This is a genomic window from Paraburkholderia sp. NPDC080076, assembly GCF_050281145.1.
Lineage (GTDB): Bacteria > Pseudomonadota > Gammaproteobacteria > Burkholderiales > Burkholderiaceae > Paraburkholderia.
On the sequence record NZ_JBNNWQ010000020.1, the window covers coordinates 15740 to 35313 of the forward strand.

Below are 19574 nucleotides of genomic sequence, written 5' to 3' on the forward strand. Positions count from 1 at the left end.
ACCGCGCGCCCGGCTCGCTGTCAGGTTTCAGCGGCGGGCCGGCGCCAGGCGCTCTTGAAGAGAAGACCAAGCGGTTTCACGAGATACCGGTCGATTGCGAGGGGCACGACGATACCCGCCAGCACGTAGATGTACCACATGTGTTCGGTATGCCATTGGAAGGCGCCGCCCGTCACGTCCGCCGGCTTGATGATGCCAAGGCCGCAGAGCGCCGCATTGACGAGAAAGAACGCAAACAGCTGATGAAACACGATCGGCAGGGCGTTGACGCCGATGAAAGCCAATATCTTTCTCGACGTCGGATTATTCGCGATTATGCCGGCCACGCCGTACATGAAGGCGATGCCCGTGAGGCTTGTCACGATGGGCAGAACGGGATGCTCGAATTGCATGATCTGCATCCAGAAGTCCAACGTCTTGCCCGTCACCCACAGTTGTTGCTGAATCACGTATAAGGCGACGAGCACGAGGACATTGGGCAGGAATCGCGTTGCTTTCCAATGCGCGGCCAGATAGCCGACGTAATAGAAGAAAGCCGCGAACATCACGCGCAGCAGACCGATTTCGCGATAAGTGACGGGGCCTTCGGCGTACATACGCTGTGCAAAATAGATGGCGCAGCCTGCTCCAGCCAGGTAAAGCAAAACCCAGGCGATTTGCAAAACCGCTTCACGTCCGCGCGCCATACGCGCGAGAGGCGCGTTCACTCGCGCGTGCACGAGCGCAAAGTACACCCGGACAAAGAACAGGCATGGGATGAACCAGTACGGCGAAGTGAATCCATACGCTGCGGCGCTACCGAACTGATTGAACAGCACATTCGAGATTGAAAACGGCTGCCACAGCTTCACGAAACCGGCGGCGCGTATGACCTGGCAGACAAGCGCGTAGACAAGGAAGAAAATCGTCGTGGGGAGCAACAGGGTGCGAGCGTTTCTCAGAACGAAAGCGACCGGTGCCTCCATCTTTTCCTCTCTGAAAAACAGGCCAGAGAGGAAGAAAAACAACGGCATGTGAAACGAATAAGGCGAGAAGGGCGCCCAGCCAGTGCCACTCCACGCGTGTCCCGCCACGACAGCAATGATGCCAAGCCCCCGAAGCACATCAACCGTCGTGTCTCTCTCACTCATTTACGTTATCCGATCAGCCATAATTCCTATCTTATTATTGCAGAATCTTGCCAATCCTTTCCATGGAAAAGATCGGCTGCAAGAGATGCGGCGACCGAAACCGCCAGCCAGAAGGGACCGACGGCCATCGTCCAAAGGCCGCCCGGACGGTCACGCGAGCGATAGCTGATAGAATTGCTATCTCAAATAGGACTTGGGTGAAGAGGCGGCATATGGTGGATTCGGCGCGCGCGGGTAATGACCGAGCCCCCTCGCTGGACATATTGCGAGGCTATGCCGCGCTGATCGTAGTGATCTCCCATACGACGGTAGCAGGCCTGTACAAGGTCGAACCGCTGTGGGGCTTCCTGAAATGGACGCCCCTGCGCGTTCTGTGGGCCGGACACCAGGCGGTGATCGTCTTCTTCATGCTTAGCGGCTATGCACTCGCGCACATGTATGGCGAGCAGCGTGCGCGCCGTTACGTGACCTTTGCCGCTGCGCGAGTCGTGCGGCTGTATCCGCCGTTTGTCGCGTCGCTCGTGGTCGCGCTAGGCCTCTATTGGCTGGTTGCGCGCGCCGGCTTCGTCTGGGAAAAAGGCTGGATGTACACGGCGCATCCGCATCCGGACAAACAGATGATCTTCGACCATCTGAAATTGATCGGCAGCTACGATACCTCGATCATCAATCCGCCCATGTGGTCGATCGTGCATGAGATGAGACTGTCGCTGGCGTTTCCGGTGATTGCGTTTCTCGTGCTGCATCTTCGATTCAAGGCGGTCATTCTCGCGGTCGTCAGTTCCACGCTGATCGGTATCGCGGCACTGGCGGGATCGGCGAGCCATATTCCATGGCCGCTTCAGGATGCGCTATTGACCACGCACTACGGCACTTTCTTCGTGATCGGAGCGTGGTTCTACTCATGCCGCTCCAGGATCCTGGCCTGGGCGCACGCATTGCGGCCGGCGTCTCGTGCCATGTTGTGGATCGTTGCGTTGGCCCTGTTCGCGTATCCGTTCGACAATCCCTGGAGCATGGGCGCTCGCATCTTCGGCGATCTGGGTTCGTCGACCGGCGCGTTCCTGTTGATGGCGCTGTCCTTTACGATCAAGCCGGGCCGGATCTTCAGCGTGGGCCATTGGCTTGGCAAGATCTCCTACAGTCTGTATCTCAACCACTACGTGGTATTGAGCGTGTCGCTAGTGATTCTCTATCCGCGCTTCGGCGCCGTGCCAGTCTGGTTCGCGACTGTCTTCGGCGCGCTTATCCTCGGTTACGCGATGAATAAGCTGGTCGAAGTGCCTTCGCAGAATGGCGCGCGAGCTTTGCGGCGTAAGTTCTCGCCGAAAACGGCGGCTTATTCGGCGAATGGGGTGAATGTTCGTTCGTGACGGAGCGGGACACTGATTGGCCGCGGAAGGCCAGATGTGTGGGCGTACTGATTTAGCAAGCTATCAGCATGCAATAACACGCCGATAATCCCTGACAGCTTGCGGCGCTGTCGTTCAATGCTGGGCGCGAAAGACCCACCACTTCGCGAACGCAAAGTTGACGAACATGCCGACGATCGAGCCCACCCCCAGTGCGATGAGCGGCGCGACGGTCACCTTCGGCAGGAACAGCAGCATGACCACATAGGTCCCGTAGTTGCATGCGCCTCCCACCGACATGGCGGCCAGATAACGCACCCATTCGGTCCAGAGCGATTCCGTGCGCTTCACCACGAAGGTCATGCGGCGGTTGATCTGCCACGTTGCGAAAGCTGCGCAGAGAAAGGAGACGGCGCGGCCGAGATATGGCCCGAGGCCGATTGCCAGCGCCACATACAGCACGCCGGCATCCACCAGAAAGCCGATGGCGCCGGCAATGGCGAACCTGAAAAACTGGGTGCGCATTTACTGGTTTTGCTCCTGCTTGCGTGACGCAGGGATGGCGAGGTACGCCAGCCGCTTGACCTCGATCCGGCCGCGCGTCACGGTATCCAGCACGATGCCGCAGATCAGCAGAATTGCGCCGAGCAGCATCAGCGCGGTACTGAGCAACGCGGTGGGCAGGCGCGGCACGAGCCCGGTCTCGACGTAGGTTTCGAAGACCGGAATTGCCAGCAGAATGGACAGCAGCGCGCAGATCGCGAAGCCGACCGTGAAGAACGCGAAAGGCTTCTCGCTTTTGACCAGTTTGAAAATGGTCATCAGGATACGGAAGCCATCGCGATAGGTGTTCAGCTTGCTCTCGGAGCCTTCTGGGCGCGAGATGTAGCGCGTGGGCAGTTCGGCCACGGGCATGCGCATGCCGAGCGCGTGCACTGTCAATTCCGTTTCGGTTTCGAAGCCCGATGCATGGGCCGGGAACGACTTTGCATAGCGGCGCGAAAAGATCCGGTAACCCGACAGCATGTCCTTGAACGTGCGGCCGAAAATCGATGCCACGCATTGCGTCAGCATGACATTGCCGAAGCGGTGGCCCAATCGGTAAGCGGCCTGTTCGTCGCTGACGCGTGAGCCGACCACCATGTCCAGCCGCTCCTCGACGAGCTTGCCGATCAATGCAGGCGCAACGGATGCGTCGTACGTCGCGTCGCCATCCACCATCACGTACACGTCGGCTTCGACGTCCGCGAACATGCGGCGCACGACATTGCCCTTGCCCTGCAGCGGAACCTTGATGACGTCCGCGCCCGCTTCGCGAGCGACACGTGCGGTGTCGTCCGTCGAGTTGTTGTCGAAAGCGATGATGGAAGCCTCGGGGAGCGCGCGTCGAAAATCGCGAACCACCGTGGCGATCGTAGCTGCCTCGTTGTAGCAGGGAATCACGACGGCGACGGTGCCTGGGTTGAAGTCTTGCATTGGCGATTGTGTTCTGGTTTGACGGTCTAAAGTGCGGCGAGCTGCTTTTGCGCTGGCCGCGAAGCGTGTTATGCGGGCCAGACGCAAATTCGGCGAGTGGCGTAATGGTAGCGCATACGAAAGCCGGCTCTTTCCGGTTGGTCTGTCAGACGCGCATGGCGGCGCGTCTCGATGTGGCTGACATGCCAAGTTCCACCAGCATCATCAGCAGGCCGATTGCGAACGCAACGAACGCCCATTCGATATGCGGAGGCCGGAAAACGAATTGAACCTTGGATGTGCCCGCGAGGACGTCGATTTGCTGAAAAATTTCGTCAACCTGACGAATCGCGGTTTCCTGTCCGTTGACGAAGGCTCGCCAGCCCGGCATATAGAGCTCCAACCGCGTGAGCGTCGTGCGTTGCGTACAGTTGGCGCGAAGTTCGCCGCGCGTTGCCGCTTCCAGCGAGCACGCCGGTGCGTCGAAGTACGGACGCGGGTTGCTCAGTTCGTAGATGCGCATGTTGGTGTCGGCGGCGACTTGCTTGATGCCGATCGCTTTGGTTTCTTCCGGCAGCGGGGCAGAGGACGGAGCCAACACATAGCGCACCCCGACACCCAGATAGTTGGGCAAATTCTTGAGCAGGCTCTCTTGCGAGGACGGTCCGGCCGGATCCACGCGAATTGAACCCGTGAACCCAATCGGGTCGGCATTGGCGTCGAGTTTTCTGGCGACGAAGTCGGTCCAGAGGCGGGGAATCGGCAGATCGTTGTGGTTGATCGAAGCGATGCCAAAATAGGAGCCGTAGTTCGGTGCCAACGGACCGAGCGTGACAAAACGCTGCATGCCGAGATTGGCTTGCAGGAATCGGACGCCCACGAGATCCACCATGCCTCGCGACGGATTGCTCATGACCGGCGCGGCGAAGTACATTGCGCTTTCGCACGCCAGGACAATCGACACAGCGAGGGCGACGCGGCTTGAACTCGCGTTGCGACGGAAGAGGATGATCGCAAGCGAGACGAGCACTAGCGCAGCGAAGATCAACGCCCATAAAACATAACGCCCATGCGGCCTGATTCCCGCGCCATGCGCGACGACGCATCCCGCACAGATCAGAATCAGCGTCACGCCATAAGCGTATCTGAGCCGTTTTTGCAGGGCCGAACGCGCTACATCGTTGAGCGCCAGCGCCGCCAGGACACAGAGGCTGAATTCCCAGGAGGGCGGGAGGTATCGGTAGAACGCAGCGAGCTTGAGGCCAGGGATGATCAATGCCAGTATGCTCGCGCCGGGTAACCCATAAGAAAGCGAGACGGTCGCGAAGACCCACAGGGCGAGCATGATCCGCAGCCCACGGTAGCGCTGTCCGAAGATACCGCAAAGTGCGAGCATCATCAGCGTAATGCCTGCGTAGCCGCCGACAGCACCCCAAAAACCCGTGAGTGCGCGATCCTGAAAAATACCGCCGAATATGTAGGGAATCAGCGTTGCTATCAAGGCCGTCGCTGGCAGGTGTGCAGATGCATATCCATTGCCCAGGTGGTCGCCGGTAAAGCCCAAAGGAAGATAATCAAAAAATGCGACCAGGATAGGTGCCGACAATAGGAGCGCTGCCACGCCGGCAAGGCTGACGCGTAACAGAAAACGCACGCGCAGCGCCGAAGGAAGCGCCATCATTCGCACAAGCGTCCAGGCAAGGATCAATAGCCCGTCGAGGTACGCCACCTCCGGAAAGCCAGCGTACAACGCCGCAACGAGCCCGATCGTGATCCAGAAGGCACCGCCGCGGCGACCGCTGGCAACCCGTTCCAGGGCGATCTCGACGCCGATCAGCGTGAGTGGCAAGAATGCGATGGGATTGATGACCGCGTTGGCGAGCCACGCAAACGTCCCGTTGAACTGGAAGGCGAGCGCGGCGGCGACCGAGCCGACTTGCGCGATCCGCATTCTGCGCAACAGCACGTAAGTCGACACACCGGCGATGATCTGCAACGCAAGGTGCATGTACAGCTGGCCATTCTCGAAGTACAGCAGCCATGTCAGCGGGAACAGCGCCGCGGACTGCATTTCGCCGGCAAGCGGCGTGCCGACGCCTTCGTAGTAGTTCCACCAAGGCCACTGCCCGTGCAAGATGTCCAGAATCGCGCGATGTCCCAGCGTGTGACTGGTGAACGCGATGTTGGGGTCGATGGTGGGGTAAGGCGGGAAGCCGCCGAACGGACCGTGCTGCAAGCCTTGTTGCAGACCCGCGTAGAGCAAGGTCGGATCAGCGTTCAGCAGGCCGAGTAATAGCGGCGCTTTGACTAGCAGCGGAGCAAGGCATAACAGAATGACAGCGGTGATGGCAATGCGGTGCGTTGAATCGCCCGTATCTTTTATGTCTGGCATGTCGCGGCATCTCATTATGGTTCTGACGTGCGAACCGTGTCGTTCATCGTCACGATGAAGGTGTCGTGGACTTCGGAAAAGGCGACATTCTACAGGGCGGTGTATTCCGAACCTGAGGGCGGATCGTGCGAAACCCGGCCTTCACGAACCGGACAGGGCCAATCCTGTCCCATTTATTGGATGAGCGGCGGGCGGCCGGTTTGTGGGCGGCGCGCACGATGCCGCAGGAGGCCGAGAGACGGCCCGGCCAGACGAATCCAGCATAAAATAGCGCCGGTTCACGGCCAGTGGCCGGTTGCGCAGTGAGGGCTGCGCCGCCGAGTCCCACCGGGGCGGCAGCGCCGCGCGAATGGTCCCCTTTTTCAGGCTCGACGGTAACCGTATCCGGCCAGCCGTAACAAAAGGAAAAGCCAGTTGCCGAAGGCGGCGGATTTGCGCAAACTGCGGCCTTGTTGCGGCCATACAACGAATTGTCGTTCCCAAGTGTCGTCCATAAGGCACGCAGTCCAACTTACATGAATGCTACTAGCGCGCCGCGTCCTGAACTCGAGGGCTTGTCTGTTTCCGTGGTCGTCTATCGGCCGGATCAGGCACAACTGGCCACCACGTTCGCCAGCCTCGGTCATGCCTGCGCGGCACTTCGCGCCACGCGGCCGGGCCTGCCGGTTCACCTTTATCTCGTCGACAACGGCGGCCTGCCGGACGAACGTGCGGCGTTGGACGCATTGAGCGCCCAAGGCGTCACCAGCACGATCCTTAGCGGTCACGGCAATGTCGGCTACGGTCGTGGCCACAATCTGGCCATCGAGCGCGCCGTCGGCCGTTACCACCTCGTGCTCAATCCGGATATCGACCTGGACCGCCACGCGCTGCTGCGCGCGCTCGAATTTTTCGAGGCCAATCCGGCCGCGGGCTTGTTGACGCCGTGGATCGGCGACGAAGCAGGGCATCAGCAGTTCCTCTGCCGCCGCTATCCGACGTTGCTGGACCTGTTCGTGCGCGGCTTTCTGCCGGCAGGATTGCGACGGCTGTTCCAGCGCCGCATTGCCCGCTACGAGATGCGCGACGTGATCAACGACCGGGACATCTGCTGGGATCCGCCCATTGTCAGCGGCTGTTTCATGCTGTTTCGAACGAGCGTGCTGGAAAGGCTTCGAGGCTTCGACACACGCTATTTTCTGTACTTCGAGGACTACGATTTGAGCTTGCGCGCGCATGACGTTACCCGTGTCGCCTACGCGCCCGCGGTGCGCGTGCTGCATCACGGCGGCGGCGCCGCGCGCAAAGGCTCCGCGCACGTCCGGATGTTCCTGGCGTCTGCGTACAAGTTCTTCAACCGCTTCGGCTGGAAGTGGCTATGAGCCGCGTGCTGGTGACGGGCGCCAATGGGTTTGTCGGCGAGGCGTTGTGCCGCGTCTTGATGCAGTCCGGCCATACGGTCTGCGGACTCGTGCGTCAGGCCGGGCAGCTCGAGCGGGGCGTAAGCGAGTGGGTCGAGGCTCAGGCGGATTTTGCCGGCGTCGACGCCGGCTGGCCCGCCGCGCTTCAGGTCGATTGTGTCGTGCATCTGGCGGCACGCGTGCATGTGATGCATGACACCGCGGCCGATCCCGACGCCGCGTTTCACGCCACCAATGTCGAGGGCGCCTTGCGCGTCGCGAAGGCAGCGTGGCGTTATGGCGCGCGGCGTTTCGTCTTCGCCAGCAGCGTCAAGGCGCTGGCCGAGGGGGACGCGGGTCGTCCGTTGCGGGAAGATGACCCGCCGGCGCCGCAGGACGCCTACGGGCGCTCGAAGCTCGCGGCCGAACAGGCGCTGGTGCGCTACGGCGAGGAAACCGGCCTGGAGGTGGTGATCGTGCGTTTGCCGCTCGTCTATGGTCCGCGAGTGCGCGCCAATTTCTTGCGGCTGATGGACGCGATCTGGAAAGGCGTACCGCTGCCGCTCGGCGCGATTGACGCGCGCCGCAGCCTCGTCTATGTCGACAACCTGGCGGACGCGCTGATGCATTGCGCGACCGACCCGCGCGCCGCGGGTCAAACGTTCCATGTCGCCGACAGCGATGCGCTCACCGTGGCGGAGCTCGCACGTTCGCTCGGGCGGCATCTGCACAAGCGGGTCCGCTTGCTGCCGGTGCCCGCGAGCTGGCTGAGGCTGGCGGGCCGCGTGACGGGGCGCACAGCGGCCGTCGACCGGCTGGTGGGATCCTTGCAGCTGGATACAGGCCGGATCCGCACGGTGCTGGGCTGGCGGGCGCCGCATTCCGCCGATGAAGGGCTGGCCGCGACAGCCCGTTGGTACCGATCCACGCATTGAGGCGCGCATGCTGATGTCCCATTCCACGTTGCCGGGCTGGACGAGCGTGATTCTGATCGCGCTCGGCTGCGCTTGCGCTTGCGCGGCGATTCTGTGGACGCTGCTCAGAACCGGCCTCGCCTGGCGTCTGGCCACCGACATTCCGAACGACCGCTCGTTGCACACACGGCCCACGCCGCGCGTGGGCGGCTGGGGCATCGTTCCGGTGGTGGTCGTGGCGACGCTGATCGTCGCGCCACACCTCTGGCTTGCCGCGCTGTGCGCTGCCGTGCTGGCGGCGGTCTCGCAGATCGACGACCGGCGCGGACTGCCCGCGCGGGTCAGGTTCGCGGCGCACCTGGCCGCGGTGGTGGTCTTCGTCTGGGCACATCCGGCGCCGGTGCCGGTCTGGCTGTTGGCGGCCCTGTCGTTTTTACTGCTCTGGCTGGTCAATCTTTACAATTTTATGGACGGCGCGGACGGCCTGGCCGGTGGCATGACGCTGTTCGGCTTTGCAGGCTACGCCGTTGGGGCCGCGCTCACCGCGCATCCATCACCAGAGCTCAGCTTGGCTTCGGCCGCCGTGGCAGGCGCCGCCGCGGGTTTTCTGCTCTTTAACTTCCACCCCGCGAAAATCTTCCTCGGCGACGCCGGATCGATTCCGCTCGGCTTTCTAGCGGGCGCTTTCGGCTATTGGGGCTGGAGCGACGGCGTCTGGCCGATCTGGTTTCCCGCACTGGTTTTTTCGCCGTTCATCGGCGACGCTTCGGTGACGCTGCTGCGACGGTTGTTGCGCGGCGAGAAAATCTGGCAGGCGCATCGCGAGCACTACTATCAACGCATGGTCCAGTACGGACTTGGGCATTCGAAGACGGCCATCCTATGGTATGCAGTAATGGCGGCTGGTATAGTACTTGCTGTCGTGTTGCTTGGCTGGTCTTCGGCCCTTCAATGGTGTAGCGTGGGCGCATGGGTGATCGTGCTGGTATTGCTTGGTATCGGAGTCGATTCACGCTGGCGTCGATTCCGGATAGCAGATTCCGAACAACCTGAGGTGTGACGCCGATGTTTCGACACAAAGCCTCATGGCTATCATTTAGCGCTTTCGCCTTCGACCTATGCGCGGTCGCAGGCGCCTGGCTTGCGGCATACCTGATTCGCTTCAACGGCTACGTTCCAGTCGAGTTCTGGTCCGGCGCCGTCCGAACCCTGCTCTGGGCCCTCCCTGTCTACGGTGTGATGTTCCGCATCTTCGGCCTGTACCGGGGCATGTGGGTGTTTGCGAGCCTGCCGGACCTGATGCGCATCGCGAAAGCGGTGCTGGCCGGCGCATTCCTGATGATGATGGTGGCCGTCATGGCGCAGCCGCATCCCATCATTCCGCGCTCCGTCCTCGCTGTTTCTCCACTTCTGCTGTTCCTCGCCATGGGTGGCTCGCGCGCGCTTTATCGCGCCTCCAAGGAGTTCTATCTCTATGGCGGCCTGGTCGGGCAAGGCAAGCCGGTGGTGGTGCTCGGCGCGGGCAACGCGGGCGCGAGCCTGGCCCGCGAACTGTCGCGTTCGAGCGAATGGCGGCTGGTAGGCCTGCTCGACGACGATCCGGCCAAGCAGGGTCGCGAAATTTACGGCTACAAGGTGTGGGGGCCGATTAGCGACCTGCAGCAGTGGGCCTCGGACATGAAGATCGAGCACGCGATCATCGCGATCCCTTCGGCGTCGGTGGACGCGCAGCGTCGCGTGGCAACGCTGTGCGTGCGCGCCGGTGTGCGGGCCATGGTGCTGCCCGCGTTGACCACGCTGACGCAAGGCGAAGCGTTCCTGTCGCGCGTGCGTCAGATCGATCTGGAAGACCTGCTCGGGCGCGAACCGGTACGTATCGACATGCCGCACGTCGAAGCGCTGTTGAGCGGCCGCGTAGTGATGGTGACCGGCGCGGGTGGCTCGATCGGCTCGGAGCTGTGCCGACAGATCCTGCGTTTCGAACCCGCGCAGTTGATCGCGTTCGATCTGTCCGAGTACGCGATGTACCGTCTCACGGAAGAGTTGCATGACCGTTTTCCGAAGCTCTCCGTGGTGCCGGTGATCGGCGACGCCAAAGATTCCTTGCTGCTCGACCAGGTGCTGTCGCGCTATACGCCGCACATTCTCTTTCACGCGGCGGCCTACAAGCACGTGCCGCTGATGGAAGAACTGAACGCATGGCAGGCGGTGCGCAACAACGTGCTGGGCACGTACCGTGTCGCGCGCGCGGCGATTCGCCATGACGTGAAGCACTTCGTGCTGATCTCCACCGACAAGGCGGTGAACCCTACTAACGTGATGGGCGCGAGCAAGCGCCTCGCGGAAATGGCGTGTCAGGCGCTGCAGCAGACGAGCACGCGCACGCAGTTCGAGACGGTGCGGTTCGGCAATGTGCTCGGCAGCGCGGGCAGCGTCATTCCCAAGTTTCAGCAACAGATCGCGAAGGGTGGGCCGGTCACGGTCACGCATCCGGAGATCACGCGCTTTTTCATGACGATCCCCGAAGCATCGCAACTCGTGCTGCAAGCGTCGAGCATGGGACACGGCGGCGAGATCTTCATTCTCGACATGGGCGAACCGGTCAAGATCGTCGATCTGGCGCGCGACCTGATCCGCCTGTATGGCTTCAGCGAGGAACATATCCGCATCGTCTTCACTGGCCTGCGTCCGGGCGAGAAGCTCTACGAGGAACTGCTGGCCGACGACGAAGCGACCACGCGCACGCCGCATCCGAAACTACGTATCGCGCAGGCGCGTGAAGCGCCCGACAATCTGCTCGACGAACTGCTGCCCTGGTTGATGCAGCATCGTGTGCCGAGCGACCAGGAAGTGCGCCGCGATCTGCGGCGCTGGGTGCCGGAGTATCAACCGGCTGCCGCGCCGGCGTTACATAGCGTGACGCCGGCAACGCGGGCTTCGTGAGCATGAACCTGTGAGGCTGCCTTTCGCGGCGCCCTCACACCGCAAGGCGGACGTCTCGAAAGTCACAAAGCAAAAGGCGCTCATTCGAGCGCCTTTTTTTGTTACCGCCTGGTCTTCCTGACCACCATCCACCGTGGTGACTTGAACCGCACGATACTCACATAGAGCCAGACATACGTTGCGGCGAACACCACCACGAAGCAGAACAGATGCAGCGTATGCCGCCAGAACAGCGTTGCCGGCACGACCGCGATCAGACACAGCAGCCACAAGTACGGGGACGTCAGCGAGTTACGCCGCGTCAATTCACGTGCGGTACGCGCGCCGACCGCCCAGCGCATGAGCCGTTTGTACACCAGCATATGCAGATGCACGCCGTCGGGAATGCCCGGCGACATGCCGCGAATGAATTTCTTCCGGTAGATCGAGAAGCAGGTCTCGAAGATCGGATACATGAACAGCAGCACGGGATACCACGCCGATACGTCGCGATTGCGCATCACCAGCATGATCGACAGTTCGGCCAGCATGAAGCCGATGAAATACGCGCCGCCGTCGCCGAGAAAGATCAGCCCCGCTGGGAAATTCCAGATGAAGAAGCCGAGCACCGCGCCCATCATCATGAACGAGGCGGACAGCACGATCGGATCGGACACCTGGAACGCGACGTAGGCGAGCGAGGCGAACATCATGAACGCGACCATCGACGCGAGTCCGTTGAAGCCGTCGATGATATTGATCGCGTTGGCGAGCGCGGCAACCGCCAGCACCGTGACCGCGCAGGAGATCACCGCGTACGAGAGCAGGAAGTCGAGCGGCGGCACGCTGATGCGCGTCACGGCGATGTTCAGCAGGAAATAGGCGAGCGCGGCCGCGGCCATCGTGCAGACCAGCCTTGCAAGCGGCGACACGCGCTTGGTCAGGTCTTCGACCAGACCCGAGCCGAAGGCCGGCATGCCGCACGCAATCAGCCCGAGAATGCCGCCTGACACGGCGGGATACGCGTGATGCAACTGCACGGCGGAGACGATCAGCCCGAGCAGAATCCCGGTCCCGCCGATGCGCGGCACCGGGCGAACATGGAATTTCTGCACGCCGGCCAGATCGGTGTCGGTGGAGAATTTTTCATGCAGATGCGCGTAGCGCACGATCAACAGCGTGATCAGCAGTGAAACGAGAAAGCCGAGCGCAAAACTAAGCATGAAAGTGGGCCTGAGCGAAGACGCCGAATTATACAAACGAAACGCACAACGCCCGGAAAACGAGCGATGCGGCGTAGTCGCACGAATATCCCAGATAGTGAGGTGAAAGACACTCGCAAACGCCCGCCGGTCATGGATTCCACCTATTTAGCAGGGTTCGTGCGAGGTCGTTAACCTGGATGCGGCGAAGAGTAAGTCACGCGCAAAAAAAGACGGCGCGCGCGCCTGCCAATCTGTTCCGCCGCCGATCGGCAAGACGTTCCGGAGACCCAATGCTAAATAACATCACAATTCGTGGCGGCCTGACGCTGGTGATCAGCGTATTCGTCGCTTTCCTGCTGACAGTGATCGGTGTCGGCTATGGCGCGCTCAAGCTCGCCAACAGCAGCCTCGACGACACGCAGCGTAGTGCGGCCGCGCTGTCGCATCTGAAGGCAAGCTCCGAGAAGCTGCTGCAAGTGCAACTCGCATTGGGTTCGTATCAGACGCTCTTTAGCGTCGGCAAGCAGACCGATGACCTGTTGCCGGCCGCGCACAAAGTGCTGGTCGAATCGAACAAAGACTTCCGCAATTACATGGCCGGTCCGTTCGCGGACGAAAACGAGCAGAAGCTCGCGCAAAACGTGGAGCAGGCACGCGGCGCGCTGGTCGATAAGGCGATCGAGCCGGAGTTCAAGGCGCTGGCCGACTTCGATTTCAATACCTTCCGCAACATTCAGGGCGAGACGGCGAACGGCTTTTACGCCACCTATTCGAAAGCGATCGACGCGCTCGAACATTCGCGGATCGACAGCCAGCATCGGCAAGCCGAAACGGCCGCGCAGCGCTTCCAGATCGCGACGCTGCTGTTCGCCGCGATCGGTGCTATCGCGCTCGTGATCGGCGTGGCGGCGCGCATTGGTTTGTCGGTGGCGTTGATCAAGCCGGTCAACGCAACCGTCAAACACTTCGAGCGCATCGCCGCCGGTGATCTGACTGTCGCCATCAAGATCAAATCGCACAACGAAATGGGCCAGCTGCTGGGCGCGTTGACGAAGATGCGCGACGGCCTCGTCGAAACCGTGTCCAAGGTGCGCGGCAGCACGACGGCGATCACACAAGGGGCAAACGAAATTGCGTCGGGCAATGCGGATCTGTCTTCGCGCACCGAGCAGCAGGCAGCGGCGCTTCAACAGACCGCCGCGAGCATGGAGCAGTTGTCGGCCACCGTGAAACAGAACGCGGACAACGCGAAGCAGGCAAACCGGCTCGCGCACGGCGCGCTCGACACGGTCACGCGTGGCGGCAAAGTGGTCTCGCGTGTCACTGAAACGATGGATGGGATCAGCGAGTCGTCGCGCAAGGTGACCGAAATCATCGGCATGATCGAGGGGATTGCGTTTCAGACCAACATTCTGGCGCTGAACGCCGCGGTGGAAGCGGCGCGCGCCGGCGAGCAGGGGCGTGGCTTCGCGGTGGTGGCTTCGGAAGTGCGCAGCCTCGCACAGCGCTCGGGTGCGGCGGCGAAGGAAATCAAGGAACTGATCGGCGAATCGGCCGCCAAGGTTCAGGAGGGTGCCTCCCTCGTGTCCGACGCGCAGAAGACGATTCACGAAGCCATGAGCGCCGTCGAGCGAGTGACTGGCGTGATGAACGAGATCGAGGCGTCCGCACTCGAACAGAGCGACGGTATCGAACAGGTCAACAAGGCCGTCTCGCAGATCGACGAAGTCACGCAACACAATGCGGCGCTCGTGGAAGAGGCAGCTGCGGCGGCGAAGTCGCTGGAAGAGCAGGCGACCATATTGCGCGACGCCGTGGCGGTATTCCAGATGGCGTAATGGCAGAGGGGCCGCGCTCGCGTTGTTCGCGAGTGCCGGTTTTAACAGGGCACTAACAGCAATTTAATTAAGAAATCCTAATTGTTAGATTTTGTAAAATGTGCCCATATGTGTGGCATTTTATGTTTTTGTGGTACGTCGATTGCTTGCCAAAAGAACAATTTCCCGACGCAATGCTTGGCAGGAAATTTATTCCGTACAGCAAAATGTTGGGCTATAGATACCTTGCAGTAAGGTTTCGAAATTTTGTCCGTGCGCGAGCGCACAGAGCGATGCGTCTCGTTAAGGGATATTGTGTGTTGAATCCGATCCGAGGAATGTCCTCGACTCCGGCGACGCGCATGGGGCGCATTAATTCACAGCGGACAACTATCGAGCCCAAAAGTCATGCAGAGGTCCTCAGCAGTAGATCCGGATAGTTCCGGGAGCGTACCAAGCGATTACTCGTGTGTGTTGTGCGGCGCCGGCCCGGCAGGAATGGGCTTCCTGTTCTACGCGTTCAAGAGCGGCAAGCTGGCAGAGGTGGCCAGAAACGGGCTGCTGATCATCGACAAACGCGCGAGCCTCGGAGCAGGCAAGCTCGGCGACTATGTGAACGTTACAGGCAACTCGGTCGCAAAATCCTTCCTCGCGTGCCTCGAGCACGAACGCTTCGACGAGGTGTTCGGCGACATCCGCGAATACAACGAGTTGCATAGGAAACTGGCCGCGGACCCCGACGGTGCGCCGCTGCTCTCCGAGGTCGGCGAACTGCTCACGCTGGCTGCCGAGCGACTCATCGCGCACCTCGTCGAACATTTCGACGTCGATGTACTGCGCGGACACGAAATCGATGCGATTCGTCACGACCGGGACGGCCGCTTCGAAATCGCTTATCACGACACGCGCCGACCCGCGGCACGCCGCATGGTGATTAGCGACACCGTCGTGATGAATCTCGGCGGAACGCAGCGCGTCGAAGAGGTCGATGATCTGTGCCGCTCGCTGGACATTCCATTGCCGGGCAACGGCGTCATCACCTGCACGTCGGATGAACTGCTTCGCCTCACGAGCACGCAACTGGTCGACACCTTCGCGCCCGTGTTCGCCCCTGCCGCAGCCCGGCGTACGAACCGGATCACGATCATCGGCGGCTCGCATAGCGCGTTCACGATGACCGAGCGTCTTGCGACTGATCTCGGCGGCGCCGGACTCGATGAAATCGCCATCATTCATCGCTCGCCGATCCGGCTGTTTTTTGAAACCGAGGAGGAAGCGCGCGCATGGGGTTATATGGTCGACCCAGTCAACGATATTTGCCCGATCACGCGGCGCGTTAATCGCTCGAGCGGTCTGCGCTACCGCGCGTTCGAGATTGCATGTTCGGTGATGTCGCAGGGCCGCGTCGCGGGAACGAAGCCGCGTGTCGAATTGATCGATGCCGCCTCCGGGGAAGGCGAGCGCGCCCGTGCTGCCACCTGTCTCACGCAGTCATGTGGCGTGGTTCATAGCGCCGGCTATGGGCCCAACATGTCCGTACTGGTCGACCATCGAGGGGCGGAGATTCCTCTGCTGTTCCGCCAGGGCGGCATCGAGGTCGACAAATTCGGCCGTCCGCTCGACATGGACGGCAAAGTGGTACGCGGACTCTTCACGTTTGGGCTGGGTTCCGGCTTTCGGCCCGACCCGGAGATCGGGAGCGAGGCCGCATTCACCGGACGAATCCATGGCGTCTGGATCTTTCATCATGAAATCGGCAAGCGGATTCTGACCGGCGTTCTGAAAGCGCTGGCCGAGAAGGCTGTTGCACAGGAAGCGGAAATGATCGCGACGGCGGATGACGACACACATGCCGGGGGCCGGCCCCGTCGCGGTCGAGCGGACCATCGCCGCTGACTGACGGGCAAGCATGTCCACTCAGCACCACACTGGCTCACCGACTCGAGTCGCTGAGATAGGGCGGGTTCGTCCGCTTTATGTCGTCCCATAGACCTCCTTAATAAACTGGACATGTTGTGAATCCACACTACGACCTATTGACACTTCAGCTAGCATCGGGGTCCTTTCGGTCTGCAGCAAAGTGACATTGGCGTCCAGCGTTTCAACGAACGTTCAACGCAAATAAGTCCTCTTATATCCGCCGATCGTGCGGGCTATTCCGCCAGCATTATTGGCGCGACCTTCTTTGGCGGCTATGCTGCACTGCGACATCGAATGCAACGCGATGACCAATGCGAAGCTTTGATCGTCTCCATTACCGCTTCTGTTTGCCGACCGCGCGAATGAGGGCAATGCATCGTCATTGGTTCCTCGATTCGAGCGAGGCCTGCCGTACCAAGGCGGGCTGCGATACTTACGTGAGGGAAATGATGACGACATTCCAGTCATACCGCCGTGGCAACCGTCTGTTCGAGGCGCTCCCAACGCATGAATGGGACGCAATACTTCCTCATCTTGAACTCGTCGAATTGAGTCCGGGGCAACTGCTGTCGAAATCCGGTGAACTCATACGAACCGTCTATTTTCCGGCCACAGCGATCGTGTCTCTGCTGCAAACCATGGAAAACGGCAGTTCGGTGGAAATTGCCGCGATCGGCAGGGATGGCACGACAGGCGTGCCGATCCTGACGGGCGGAGACACCATGCCAGCCAGCGTTCAGGCTCAATGCCGGGGTTTCGCTTATCGAATCAGCGCTACAGCACTGCGCGAAGCGTTGCGCAATTGCGCTTCGCTGCGCTCACTGATGCTGCTATACATGCAGGCCCTGCTCACGCAGGTCGCACAGACTGCGGCGTGCAACAGGCTGCATCGACTGGACGAGCAACTGTGCCGGTGGCTGCTGGTCGATATCGACCGTTCGGGCACAAGCGATTTGCAAGTCACGCAGCAACTCATTGCCGACATGCTCGGCGTGCGTCGTGAAGGCGTGACTGAGGCCTCCGGCAAGCTTTGCGAAGCCGATCTCATCCATCACAGCCGTGGCCGTGTGCGGATCCTCGATCGGACCGGGCTCGAGGCGCGCTCATGCGAATGTTATGAGATCGTGAAACGCGAATTCGATCGGCTATTGCCGCGTATCAACGCGATGGAAGTCACGCGCTGAGGGTTTTGCCGTATTCACAAATCGAATTGAAGTCTGGGACGGCCAGCAATATGTTGTGTGTTCGCACAGATTGCTGGCCTTGCGGAACTATAAAAGGTGGCGAGCACCTGGCTTCAGGGAGCCTGACGCCGGTATCGGAAAGAGTAGGCTTGCCGCTCACGTGTCGTGATATCGGTAAGCTCGCGATTCATCGGCCGCGGTGCTTGTAGCGCAAGAAGAAAGAAGGCCTGGAGACAAATGGTCAGGCACTGGCCAACGAAATACCGTGCCGTGGTCCGTGTGCTCGGGATCGTGCGCGGCAGTTTCTGCTCCTACGGAGAGCTATTCGCGCGTGTCAGCAATCACTCTCGCGCGGAGCGCCCGCCCGCGACTCGTCGGCCTACTGCCCTTGCATAGGCCGCGCGATCTGATCGGAAGTTGCCGTTCGTCGTCTGCTTTGTCTGTCAAACTGTCATTACGCGGCGGCCTGCAGTTCTTGCCTCGCGTCGCATTACATCCGCGCTTTCGCCGACTTTGCCATGCTCGTATGCGCGGCTGGCTTCACGCTGTGACCTCCAACGGGCGCGATCATCCGCATCCGTCTGGTGCCTGACGTCGCATCCACTGCCACGCCATACGCGTACTGCTTCAGTTGTGCCGTTTTCCGACCTGGTCGCGATTCTAGTAAAGTATGATGATTGGCGCGCTAACCGCTGCGTCATACCATCGCTGCTGCCTGTGTGTCTTTGACGTTCTACCGGCTGCGCGCGGTGACTTCCGGTGAATCGCGAAGGAGGTGAATCGTTATAAATTCAATCTCGCCTCAATTGAAAGGACCAGGTAAATGTCGAGCGTTTTGACACATTTTTTATGCTTCATATTCGGCGTGGTGATTGGCGTTTTCGTATGCGCATTATGTGTCGCACGTTCCAGAACGCCACGAGACGATAACTAACTCTTTCTTTGGGACGCGCAGGCAGCCTGCGTCCCGATGCGCATCGGCAGGGGCATCTGCCGCAAACCATGAAGGCCGCGCCGATCATCGCGACGACGCAGACGCGGCTCTCAGCAAAAGAAATGGCCGGCAATCGGCGATAAGGCCGAACCCCGGCAACGCCATGTGGTGGAGATACGGGCAACGCGAACACTGCAAGCGTTGCCCGACCGCCGAAGCTCTCCTCCTTACCCCCGTTAGTGCGGGAGAAAGCGTGTATGTTGCTTTCCGCACTGAAACAAGATTTCTAGAACCCTACACTAAGCTGGTTGCATCTGTTCGCGGCGCTGGAAGTCGCGATGGAAAGCTATATCAAAGCTGCTTACCGACGTCCCGTGGACGCATCGTTCAACGGATGTCAGCCAGACTCCAATCGACCTTCCGCGCAACTGCATGAAGGCGGCTTCCAAAGGGCTTCCATGATCTTGGTGACAGGCAGCGCCGGTTTTATCGGCGCCAACTTCGTGCTCGACTGGCTGCAAATCTTCGATGAACCCGTCGTGAATGTCGACAAGCTCACCTATGCAGGCAATCTACGCACGCTGAAATCTCTGCAGCACAATCCATTGCATATTTTCATATGCGCCGACATATGCGATCGCGCTGCAATGGACGAGTTGCTCGCCGAATACAAGCCGCGCGCGATCATCCATCTGGCGGCCGAGACTCACGTCGACCGGTCCATTCACGGGCCGGAGAACTTCGTGCTGACCAATGTCGTAGGTACCTTTACGCTGCTGGAAGCGGCTCGCTCGTATTGGAGCAGGTTGAACGACGCCGGCAAAGCGGAATTCCGCTTCCTGCACGTATCGACCGACGAAGTGTTCGGCTCGCTCTCCGCTACCGATCCGCAATTCTCCGAGACCACGCCGTACGCGCCGAATAGCCCTTACTCGGCCACCAAGGCGGGTTCCGACCATCTGGTGCGCGC

At 60.7% G+C, this 19574-nt stretch carries 15 protein-coding genes; 10 read left to right on the top strand and 5 right to left on the bottom strand.

What is annotated here, in order from left to right; translation table 11 throughout:
• Positions 1 to 20 precede the first annotated feature (20 nt).
• On the bottom strand, positions 21 to 1130 hold the full coding sequence (locus ACQKRQ_RS40820; RefSeq protein ID WP_427483424.1) for an acyltransferase family protein: 1110 nt from the start codon (positions 1128 to 1130) through the stop codon (positions 21 to 23).
• A 212-nt stretch (positions 1131 to 1342) separates the two neighbouring features.
• On the opposite strand from ACQKRQ_RS40820, the gene ACQKRQ_RS40825 reads away from it, so the two are divergent.
• Positions 1343 to 2503, top strand: coding sequence for an acyltransferase family protein (locus tag ACQKRQ_RS40825; RefSeq protein WP_427483425.1), 1161 nt, complete (start codon positions 1343 to 1345; stop codon positions 2501 to 2503).
• A gap of 114 nt (positions 2504 to 2617) precedes the next feature.
• On the opposite strand, the gene ACQKRQ_RS40830 is transcribed toward ACQKRQ_RS40825, so the two are convergent.
• The 3 genes from ACQKRQ_RS40830 to ACQKRQ_RS40840 form a co-directional block, all read right to left on the bottom strand.
• Positions 2618 to 3007 (bottom strand): GtrA family protein, encoded by a 390-nt coding sequence (locus ACQKRQ_RS40830; protein ID WP_408449875.1) that lies wholly within the window; start codon positions 3005 to 3007, stop codon positions 2618 to 2620.
• Positions 3008 to 3958, bottom strand: coding sequence for a glycosyltransferase family 2 protein (locus ACQKRQ_RS40835; protein WP_342960102.1), 951 nt, complete (start codon positions 3956 to 3958; stop codon positions 3008 to 3010).
• Between the two features lie 145 nt (positions 3959 to 4103).
• On the bottom strand, positions 4104 to 5888 hold the full coding sequence (locus ACQKRQ_RS40840) for a hypothetical protein (RefSeq protein ID WP_427483428.1): 1785 nt from the start codon (positions 5886 to 5888) through the stop codon (positions 4104 to 4106).
• On the opposite strand from ACQKRQ_RS40840, the gene ACQKRQ_RS40845 reads away from it, so the two are divergent.
• The 5 genes from ACQKRQ_RS40845 to ACQKRQ_RS40865 all read left to right on the top strand — a co-directional run bounded on the left by ACQKRQ_RS40845 (position 5874) and on the right by ACQKRQ_RS40865 (position 11565).
• On the top strand, positions 5874 to 6230 hold the full coding sequence (locus ACQKRQ_RS40845; RefSeq protein ID WP_427483430.1) for a hypothetical protein: 357 nt from the start codon (positions 5874 to 5876) through the stop codon (positions 6228 to 6230). The two genes, ACQKRQ_RS40840 and ACQKRQ_RS40845, sit on opposite strands and share 15 nt — an antisense overlap.
• Positions 6231 to 6844: 614 nt before the next feature.
• Positions 6845 to 7690 carry a glycosyltransferase family 2 protein gene (locus ACQKRQ_RS40850; RefSeq protein ID WP_427483432.1) on the top strand — a complete coding sequence of 282 codons (846 nt, stop codon included), beginning with the start codon at positions 6845 to 6847 and terminating at the stop codon, positions 7688 to 7690.
• Positions 7687 to 8643, top strand: a complete 957-nt coding sequence (locus tag ACQKRQ_RS40855) for a UDP-glucose 4-epimerase family protein (protein WP_427483434.1) — start codon at positions 7687 to 7689, stop codon at positions 8641 to 8643. The genes ACQKRQ_RS40850 and ACQKRQ_RS40855 overlap by 4 nt, the downstream gene beginning before the upstream one ends.
• 7 nt (positions 8644 to 8650) lie before the next feature.
• Positions 8651 to 9682 (top strand): MraY family glycosyltransferase, encoded by a 1032-nt coding sequence (locus tag ACQKRQ_RS40860; protein ID WP_427483436.1) that lies wholly within the window; start codon positions 8651 to 8653, stop codon positions 9680 to 9682.
• 5 nt (positions 9683 to 9687) lie between these two features.
• Positions 9688 to 11565, top strand: coding sequence for a polysaccharide biosynthesis protein (locus ACQKRQ_RS40865; protein WP_427483438.1), 1878 nt, complete (start codon positions 9688 to 9690; stop codon positions 11563 to 11565).
• Positions 11566 to 11666: 101 nt separating this feature from the next.
• Here the strand turns inward: ACQKRQ_RS40865 and ACQKRQ_RS40870 are convergent, their stop codons facing one another.
• Positions 11667 to 12767, bottom strand: coding sequence for an MraY family glycosyltransferase (locus ACQKRQ_RS40870; RefSeq protein ID WP_342960096.1), 1101 nt, complete (start codon positions 12765 to 12767; stop codon positions 11667 to 11669).
• Positions 12768 to 13039: 272 nt separating this feature from the next.
• Between ACQKRQ_RS40870 and ACQKRQ_RS40875 the strand changes: the two genes are divergently transcribed.
• The 4 genes from ACQKRQ_RS40875 to ACQKRQ_RS40890 all read left to right on the top strand — a co-directional run.
• Entirely contained in the window at positions 13040 to 14587 is a 1548-nt protein-coding gene (locus tag ACQKRQ_RS40875; RefSeq protein WP_427483440.1) for a methyl-accepting chemotaxis protein, read from the top strand.
• Positions 14588 to 15064: 477 nt separating this feature from the next.
• Complete coding sequence (locus ACQKRQ_RS40880) at positions 15065 to 16462, top strand: hypothetical protein (protein WP_427483442.1); 1398 nt, start codon at positions 15065 to 15067, stop codon at positions 16460 to 16462.
• A 473-nt stretch (positions 16463 to 16935) separates the two neighbouring features.
• Complete coding sequence (locus ACQKRQ_RS40885) at positions 16936 to 17670, top strand: Crp/Fnr family transcriptional regulator (protein WP_121308590.1); 735 nt, start codon at positions 16936 to 16938, stop codon at positions 17668 to 17670.
• A gap of 1392 nt (positions 17671 to 19062) precedes the next feature.
• A partial coding sequence (locus ACQKRQ_RS40890) for a dTDP-glucose 4,6-dehydratase (protein WP_427483444.1) occupies positions 19063 to 19574 on the top strand: 512 nt, incomplete at its 3' end.

What these genes read in the sequence shown, in the direction of transcription:
- ACQKRQ_RS40825 (WP_427483425.1), top strand. Translation starts at nt 1,343, where the DNA reads ATGGTGGATTCGGCGCGCGCGGGTAATGACCGAGCCCCCTCGCTGGAC.
- ACQKRQ_RS40875 (WP_427483440.1), top strand. Translation starts at nt 13,040, where the DNA reads ATGCTAAATAACATCACAATTCGTGGCGGCCTGACGCTGGTGATCAGC.
- ACQKRQ_RS40850 (WP_427483432.1), top strand. Translation starts at nt 6,845, where the DNA reads ATGAATGCTACTAGCGCGCCGCGTCCTGAACTCGAGGGCTTGTCTGTT.
- ACQKRQ_RS40865 (WP_427483438.1), top strand. Translation starts at nt 9,688, where the DNA reads ATGTTTCGACACAAAGCCTCATGGCTATCATTTAGCGCTTTCGCCTTC.
- ACQKRQ_RS40860 (WP_427483436.1), top strand. Translation starts at nt 8,651, where the DNA reads ATGCTGATGTCCCATTCCACGTTGCCGGGCTGGACGAGCGTGATTCTG.
- ACQKRQ_RS40885 (WP_121308590.1), top strand. Translation starts at nt 16,936, where the DNA reads ATGACGACATTCCAGTCATACCGCCGTGGCAACCGTCTGTTCGAGGCG.
- ACQKRQ_RS40880 (WP_427483442.1), top strand. Translation starts at nt 15,065, where the DNA reads ATGGGCTTCCTGTTCTACGCGTTCAAGAGCGGCAAGCTGGCAGAGGTG.
- ACQKRQ_RS40835 (WP_342960102.1), bottom strand. Translation starts at nt 3,958, where the DNA reads ATGCAAGACTTCAACCCAGGCACCGTCGCCGTCGTGATTCCCTGCTAC.
- ACQKRQ_RS40820 (WP_427483424.1), bottom strand. Translation starts at nt 1,130, where the DNA reads ATGAGTGAGAGAGACACGACGGTTGATGTGCTTCGGGGGCTTGGCATC.
- ACQKRQ_RS40855 (WP_427483434.1), top strand. Translation starts at nt 7,687, where the DNA reads ATGAGCCGCGTGCTGGTGACGGGCGCCAATGGGTTTGTCGGCGAGGCG.
- ACQKRQ_RS40870 (WP_342960096.1), bottom strand. Translation starts at nt 12,767, where the DNA reads ATGCTTAGTTTTGCGCTCGGCTTTCTCGTTTCACTGCTGATCACGCTG.
- ACQKRQ_RS40840 (WP_427483428.1), bottom strand. Translation starts at nt 5,888, where the DNA reads ATGCGGATCGCGCAAGTCGGCTCGGTCGCCGCCGCGCTCGCCTTCCAG.
- ACQKRQ_RS40830 (WP_408449875.1), bottom strand. Translation starts at nt 3,007, where the DNA reads ATGCGCACCCAGTTTTTCAGGTTCGCCATTGCCGGCGCCATCGGCTTT.